The organism is Candidatus Eremiobacterota bacterium, assembly GCA_031082125.1.
In the GTDB taxonomy this organism is placed as follows: Bacteria; Vulcanimicrobiota; CADAWZ01; order CADAWZ01; family Ess09-12; genus Ess09-12.
In genome coordinates this window covers 33,566-39,962 of the sequence record JAVHLM010000032.1, presented here as the reverse complement: position 1 = coordinate 39,962, position 6,397 = coordinate 33,566, and the positions used below count along the sequence as shown (strand labels likewise).

The 6,397-nt window shown below is 51.4% G+C and carries 5 protein-coding genes; 2 read left to right on the top strand and 3 right to left on the bottom strand.

The features are described from left to right. From RDV48_26060 to RDV48_26050, 3 genes are all read right to left on the bottom strand, one after another. Positions 1 to 2,589: hypothetical protein (locus RDV48_26060; protein ID MDQ7826294.1), on the bottom strand; the 2,589-nt coding region annotated here is incomplete at its 3' end. A gap of 64 nt (positions 2,590 to 2,653) precedes the next feature. Then, positions 2,654 to 4,042, bottom strand: coding sequence for a PP2C family serine/threonine-protein phosphatase (locus RDV48_26055; protein ID MDQ7826293.1), 1,389 nt, complete (start codon positions 4,040 to 4,042; stop codon positions 2,654 to 2,656). Positions 4,043 to 4,059: 17 nt separating this feature from the next. Beyond that, positions 4,060 to 5,472 (bottom strand): tetratricopeptide repeat protein, encoded by a 1,413-nt coding sequence (locus RDV48_26050; GenBank protein ID MDQ7826292.1) that lies wholly within the window; start codon positions 5,470 to 5,472, stop codon positions 4,060 to 4,062. 282 nt (positions 5,473 to 5,754) lie between these two features. On the opposite strand from RDV48_26050, the gene RDV48_26045 reads away from it, so the two are divergent. Both RDV48_26045 and RDV48_26040 read left to right on the top strand, forming a co-directional pair. After that, positions 5,755 to 5,919 (top strand): hypothetical protein, encoded by a 165-nt coding sequence (locus RDV48_26045; GenBank protein ID MDQ7826291.1) that lies wholly within the window; start codon positions 5,755 to 5,757, stop codon positions 5,917 to 5,919. Next, on the top strand, positions 5,916 to 6,397 hold a 482-nt coding region (locus RDV48_26040), incomplete at its 3' end, for a hypothetical protein (GenBank protein MDQ7826290.1). The genes RDV48_26045 and RDV48_26040, both read left to right, overlap by 4 nt.

The following is a 6,397-nucleotide window of genomic DNA, read 5'->3' as shown; positions in this document are numbered from 1 at the left end:
AGGCGCTTCGACAGCAGGCGCTTCAGCAGCAGGCTCCTCAGCAGCAGGCGCTTCGACAGCAGGCGCTTCGACAGCAGGCGCTTCAGCAGCAGGCTCCTCAGCAGCAGGCGCTTCGGCAGCAGGCGCTTCGACAGCAGGCGCTTCAACAGGTGGTGCTTCGGCAGCAGGCGCTTCGACAGCTTCTTCTTTCCCGAGGATGACCTTGATCACATGGGTCTGGCCGTCATTCATATAGGGAATCACCGTCGAAGGGAACTCCCTGCCGTCCAGGTAGATTGTCCTGACGCCCTTGTTCACTTTCTGGAGATTGGAGATGCTTATATGGTATGTGCACCCATGGCGCTTTTTGGTTATAGAGATATTTTCCCACTCCTGGGGGATGCATGGTTCAATCCTCATGCCCCTTTTTTCAAGACGGATTCCGCAGATCCAATCGTGGATCAGGCGGAATGTCCATGCCGCAGAGCATCCCTTCCAGGTATAGGAGCCGAGTCCGAATTCCTGGGATTCAGGTCCTTCAATGAATTCGGATTCCCCATAGGGCTCTGCACGGAAGCGCATGGGATCTTCGGATGCCATTTCACAGTTGAGGCTTTTTTTCAGGCCCTCGTATGCGATGTCGCCGTTGCCCTGGATGCATTCCGCAATAAGGCGCCACATGTGAGCCGTCTTAATTATCCCCCCGTTCTGGCGCTTACCGGGCGCAATCCTTGTGATGAAGCCTATGCTTTGTTCCGGCTCGGTGTAAGGAGGCATCATCGCGCAGCTTCCAAATGCGGAATCAAGGTACTGAGCCACCGAATCGAGGGCAGCCCTTCCTCTTTTTTTCGTGGCAACGCCGCTTATTACGGACCAGGCCTGGGGAAGAAGGAAGATCTTTCCATGCTCGTCATTCCCGGTCCCTATGATATCACCGTCATCGCCGATAGCCCTGCAGTACCAGGCGCCGTCCCAGCATGACTTGTTTATGATGCCGCTCAGCCTCTCAATCTCAGCCAGGAATTTTGTCTTGTTGAAGGCATCGTTCTTGTCCTCGAGGATGGGAAGGAACCTCTTCATCACGTAAATGAGAAACATTGAAAGCCATGTGCTCTCACCCCGGCCCTCTCTTCCGACCTGATCAAGGGCCTCGTTCCAGTCTCCGTTGAGGATCCTGGGAAGGCCGTTGTTTCCCTTGCTCTCTATGATGTTGTTGACGGCCTTGAGACAATGGGCGTAAAGGGTAGCTTCGCTCCTGTCAAAATAGGGGATCCTCTTTTCAAGGATATCCAGATCTCCGGTCTCGCGGACATACTGGCCTACCAGCAGGGCATACCAGAGGTGATGATCGGACCGGCCGGACTTGCATCCCCTCTCTATGAGAGGCGTGATCTGGTGGGCAAAGTCTCCGTCAAAATACTGGTAGTGCGCCAGTTCGACAATCTTGTTCCTGCAGAGCCCTGGCATGAGGGTAAGGCACACCAGGAGATTCTGGCAGAGGTCTCTCAGGGTGAGATCGGGCATTCCCGATTCATTGAAGATTATGTTGTCGCCATGCTCTATGAGACTCATTGACTGGTATTTGAGCCAGTAATTAAAAGTCCTGTTGAGACCGGCATCGGGGGTCTCTATGGAGATTGAGTCCACAATGCTCCCCCAGTATTCCTTGACCTGCCTGAGCTCGAGCTCTGCCTCCTGCCTGTCCAGGAGCTTCTGTATTACTTTCTGGATGATGGTCTTGGGATCTTCCTTCTGCTCGCTCACTCCGAGCACTACCTGGAATTCCTTTGTCTCGGCCGGCTCAATGTGTATTTTGCTATGAAGCACGGCTATCGCATCGTTTCCCCTGGCGATTGAGTTGCTGAGAAGCTTTTTCTTGAGGCTGTCAGGTGAGGCTGAGTTCCTTAAAGGACCGTAGAACTTCTCCCTCTGGCATTCAAAGGACTGCACCTGGAGGCTCGTAGTGAAGAAGAGTACTGAGTTCCATATGAGGTTACCGGGGCTTTTCCCGACCTGGATAAGCTCCCTCTTGGTCCACTGGCTGCTTGTCCCCCAGATGATATTCTCGCTGAAAAAGAGCTGTCCGAAAAGATTGTAAAGGTCCGGCATCAGATCATCGTCAACGGAATTTCCCATGAGAGGCTCGATGACGCTGTAAATGCTGAGATTCCTCGCGTCTTCCCCGTTGTTCTTTATCGAGACCATCCATATCTCGGCATGGGATTCCATAGGCACAAAATAGGTGACTGTCGTGGTGATGTCGCTGTAAGTGGCCGTAATGGTCGTATAGCCCAGCCCATGGCGGGCTTCCCATCCCTCATAGGCAAAATCGTGGGGGATGCCGTTTACCGTCCAGTATTCGCCCGTATCCTCGTCCTTGATGAAGAGGTATCTTCCCTGCGAGGATTGAGAGCCGCAGTGATCATTCCACCTGGTGAGCCTGTTCCTGATGGGATCTATAAAGAAGCTGTACCCTCCGCCGGTGTGAGAAATGAAGCTTGTATATTTCCTGTTGCTGAGAATATTATACCATGGCCGCGGGAGAAGGGACTGCCTTATGATATACTCTTTCCCGTCGGGGGAAAATTCTCCAATTGTGTCTTCCTGCATGGCCTTTCCTCCTGACTGCTGGGTTCTTCTTTTAGAATTAGTGCCATGGGGGAAAAATCCCTTTTCAGTCCATAGGTCTTACCTGAATCTGAATCTCCCTGAGTTCACTGTTTTTGCGGGTGATGATCTCCAGGGGTGCCTTCAGGTTCCAGATCTCAAATTTCATGCTCCATAACCTTTCATTATTCTGCAGGAATGACGCTGATTCGGGGTGAGCGGGCTCGAGCCTGGAAAATATGTTTATCATGGTCGTGACTTTCCCGCCGGTAACATACACTTCGTTTTTTTCAAGCTTTCCAAGGCTCTGATTCCCTTCAAAAGTAAAGGGCCTTGCCATGATCAGCACAATCGCCGAGCAGTAGGTTCCTTTTTTCGGCTCAAGAAGGATATCTGCATCTTTTTCACAGGGTATCCTGAACTCAAAAGTGTCTCCATCTATTATCTGTGGGGTTTTGAGCCACAGGAGCTTGGCAAGGGGGAGCTGCGTGCGGAGCATCACTGTCATGGGAGGCTTTGTAAGCTGCTTTTCCACGTAAACGATATAGGAGAGCCCCAGAATTACCGTGACGATGGCTGACAGGAGAAGGACAAGAATATTCCTGCGGCCTGTGGTCGCCTTTGATGGCACAGTGACACCTTTCACCTGAAGAGCGGGCTTTCTGGCAGTCACTATCTCTTCTCCGATCTCCGCAGCAATTGCCGTTGAGGCTCTCAAGCCCAGAATGGCCGTGTCTTTTGTGCCTCCCCTGTCGGTGCAGAGAGTGATGATATTCTGGAGGGCTTTCCCAAAATCCCCGTCGCCGCCTGCAAGTGCCAGGATCTCGCTGTCCCGGAGTTCCTCGGAGATCCCATCAGAAAGGAAGAGAATAGTGTCTCCCTGCCTGAGCTTTATCTTGTATATCTCTATGAGCGGGGCAGGATCGCTTCCCAGCCAGTTTCTGAAGGAAGGACTCCGGTCCGGCGCCGGCACCTGTGACGGCTTTCCCGGCGCGGACTGCCCTGCAGTCCGCTCAAGGGTGAGGGACTGCAGGGCGCCCTCCCTGATGAGAAGTGCACGGCTTGTACCGCCTCTTCCGAGAAAAAAGGAGTCATCATGGACTATCCCCATCAGCACGGCGGCGCGCATACCTGGAGTGGTTTTATGAAGGGAGTAAAGGGTTCTGTTGATCTCGGTGAAGACTTCCCTGATCTTGTCTTCCAGTTTCTCGCTTTCATCAAAGATAAAGTAACTCTCATCAAAATAGTAAGTCTTCGCAGACTCTTTTATTGTGTCCAGGCATATCTCACCGGGGTGGACGGCGTCGCCCGACCCTTCGGCCATGGCAAATAGTGCGTGGGACTTTGATCCCGCCGCACTGTTTACCTTTAAGAAATGGCAGACCCTGGTCTCAGCGATGCCCGGGTAGGTAAAGGTCCGGCTGGCAGCGACAATATCAAATTTTTCCTGATCCAAAGTGGCTGAAGCCTTTCTTAATCGCTTTTTGAAGAGAATTTTTTCATGAGGTGAAGGCCCTCTCCTGATTCTCTAAGATTTTTCAGATCGGTCCTCTTCAGGAGGAAATGATACCAGCGCCTGTCAAGAGAGAGAGCCTCTCCCATGAAGCGGGCCGCTTTCTTCAAGTCATTCTTTTTTGCATAGGCACAGGCAAGGGCAAAGCTTATGCAGGCCTTGAGAGCCAGGCATTCCTTCGGCGCTGCCCAGCTGGAAAAAGCCTCTTTAAAAGCGCCCAGTGATGAGGGGGAGAGATTTTCCACCATCTCTCTTATGGAGTCATTGCAGGAAGGCCCGTAGCCTTTTTCAAGCTCCATAAGAGCCTCGCGGTAACGGGAGCTCTCCAGATAGAGCCTTCCCATTGCCATGCGGGCTTCCCTTGAATCAGGGTTTACCGTGAGGGCTTTCAGCAGAAGAAGGAAGGCATCATCCCTTTTTCCGTCTTCGATAAGGATAAGAGAGAGGTTTACAAGGGCCGTGTCGTAATCAGGGGAGAGAGCAATGGCATGCTCCAGCTCCTCTTCTGCCTTTTCCCGTTTCCCGGCCTTGTAGAGGAGCCACCCCATATTGTTATGAAACGCTGGATCCCCTGCAAGGAGTTTTTCCGCCTTTTCATAAAGCGCGAGGGCTTTCTGATACTTCCCAACGCTTCCATAATGCCTTGCGAGGGAGTCGAGTGCCTCAATATCACAGGGATTTCTCGCTAACAGCCCTTGCCAGCACATGATGGCTTCTTTTACATTTCCTGCAGCATAATGGGCCTTCGCCATGAAATTCAGGGCAGCGGGGTTCCCGGGAGAGATCCTGAGGGCTTCCTTCCAGAGCGCCATGGCTTTCCCGGGAAGAAGCCTGTTATAGAGGCACCCTCCCAGGTTGACGAGTGCTTCAATTCCTTCGGGGTTTATCGCGTGGGCCTTTTCAAATTCGCTCGAGGCCCTGTCGGGGAATCCCAGGGCCTGCCATACAATGCCCATGTTGTTATGGGCAGCATAGTCTCCAGCATTGTGCTCCAGGAAGGAAGTGATGACAGCCCCTGCCATGTCAGGCCTCTTGAGGGCAAGGAGCACTACAGCGAGGTTATGGTAAGCTTTTGTGCGGGAAGGCTCTTTCTCTATCGCACGTGAGAGAAAATCAACGGCGTCGGTGAAGCGTCCCATTCGGTAGTAAACCCAGCCCATGTTATTATAGATTGATGGGTACGATGGATCTTTCTCCAGAACCTTGCGAAACTCCCGGAGAGCTTCGTCCAGGCGGCCTGTTCTTTCATAGATCATCCCCCTTGAGAAGGTGATTCTCTGGTCGCCGGGGGAGAGTTTTTCAAGGGAATCATAGACTTTCAAAGCTTTTTCATAGTCACCGCGGCGGAAAAGCTCATATCCCTGCCTTACCATTTCTTCATAATCATCGGCAAGACATGGCAGACCTCCTGAAGGGAGCAGAAACATAACGAGAGCGGTAAGTATCAGCATAATCAAGCGGAAGTTCGGACTGTTTCCTGTGAACTGCGTCATAGGATCCAATATTCTCAATTTCCCGATGCGATTCCTATTGATGAGAAGTATGAATTTCGCCTTGTGAAGAGAGGCAAGGGGCCTTTCTCCCGATTCCTGTCCTCATACTGATGGAACCCAGACTAAGGCAGGTTTTTAATTTCTTTCAAGGGCGCCTGAACCATGGCCCTCATTGAAAAAAAAAATAAGAATAAAAGGTATTTCTCCATGCCATGGAAAACATGTAATAAAATTCATTTAAATTATACTGGTGTTAAACTGGAGGCATTGATACCTTATGGTTTAACAGGTTATTTTCTGTTGCGTGAGAAGGAGGAGAGTCCATGAGTAACGGTGAGTCTCAGAAAGTGGTGCAGATCCCTGAAGAGACATTCAAGAAAATGAGGGAGAAGCTTAAAAAGCAGGATGACAGGATAAAAAGCCTCGAAGATCAACTGCTCACCATTGATCTGGAGGGAAAGGGGAGTGATTCAAGCGCAGCAACAGCCAAACTCCAGGAGAAAATCACAGAACTTGAGGGAACTATAGAAAAACAGAAAAAGGATCTTGAGAAAACCAGGGCCTCAGAGGGGGATGCGGGCGCCGCGGCAGCCAGACTCAATGAGAAAATCAAAGATCTTGAGGGTATCATAGAAAACCAGAAGAAGGACATTGAGAAAATCCGGGCCTCAGAGGGGGATGCGGGCACCGCGGTCGTGAGATTCCAGGAGAAAATCAAAGATCTTGAGGGTATCATAGAGAGCCAGAAAAAGGATCTTGAGAAAAGCAGGGCTTCAGAGGGAGATGCGGGCGCCGCGGCCGTGAG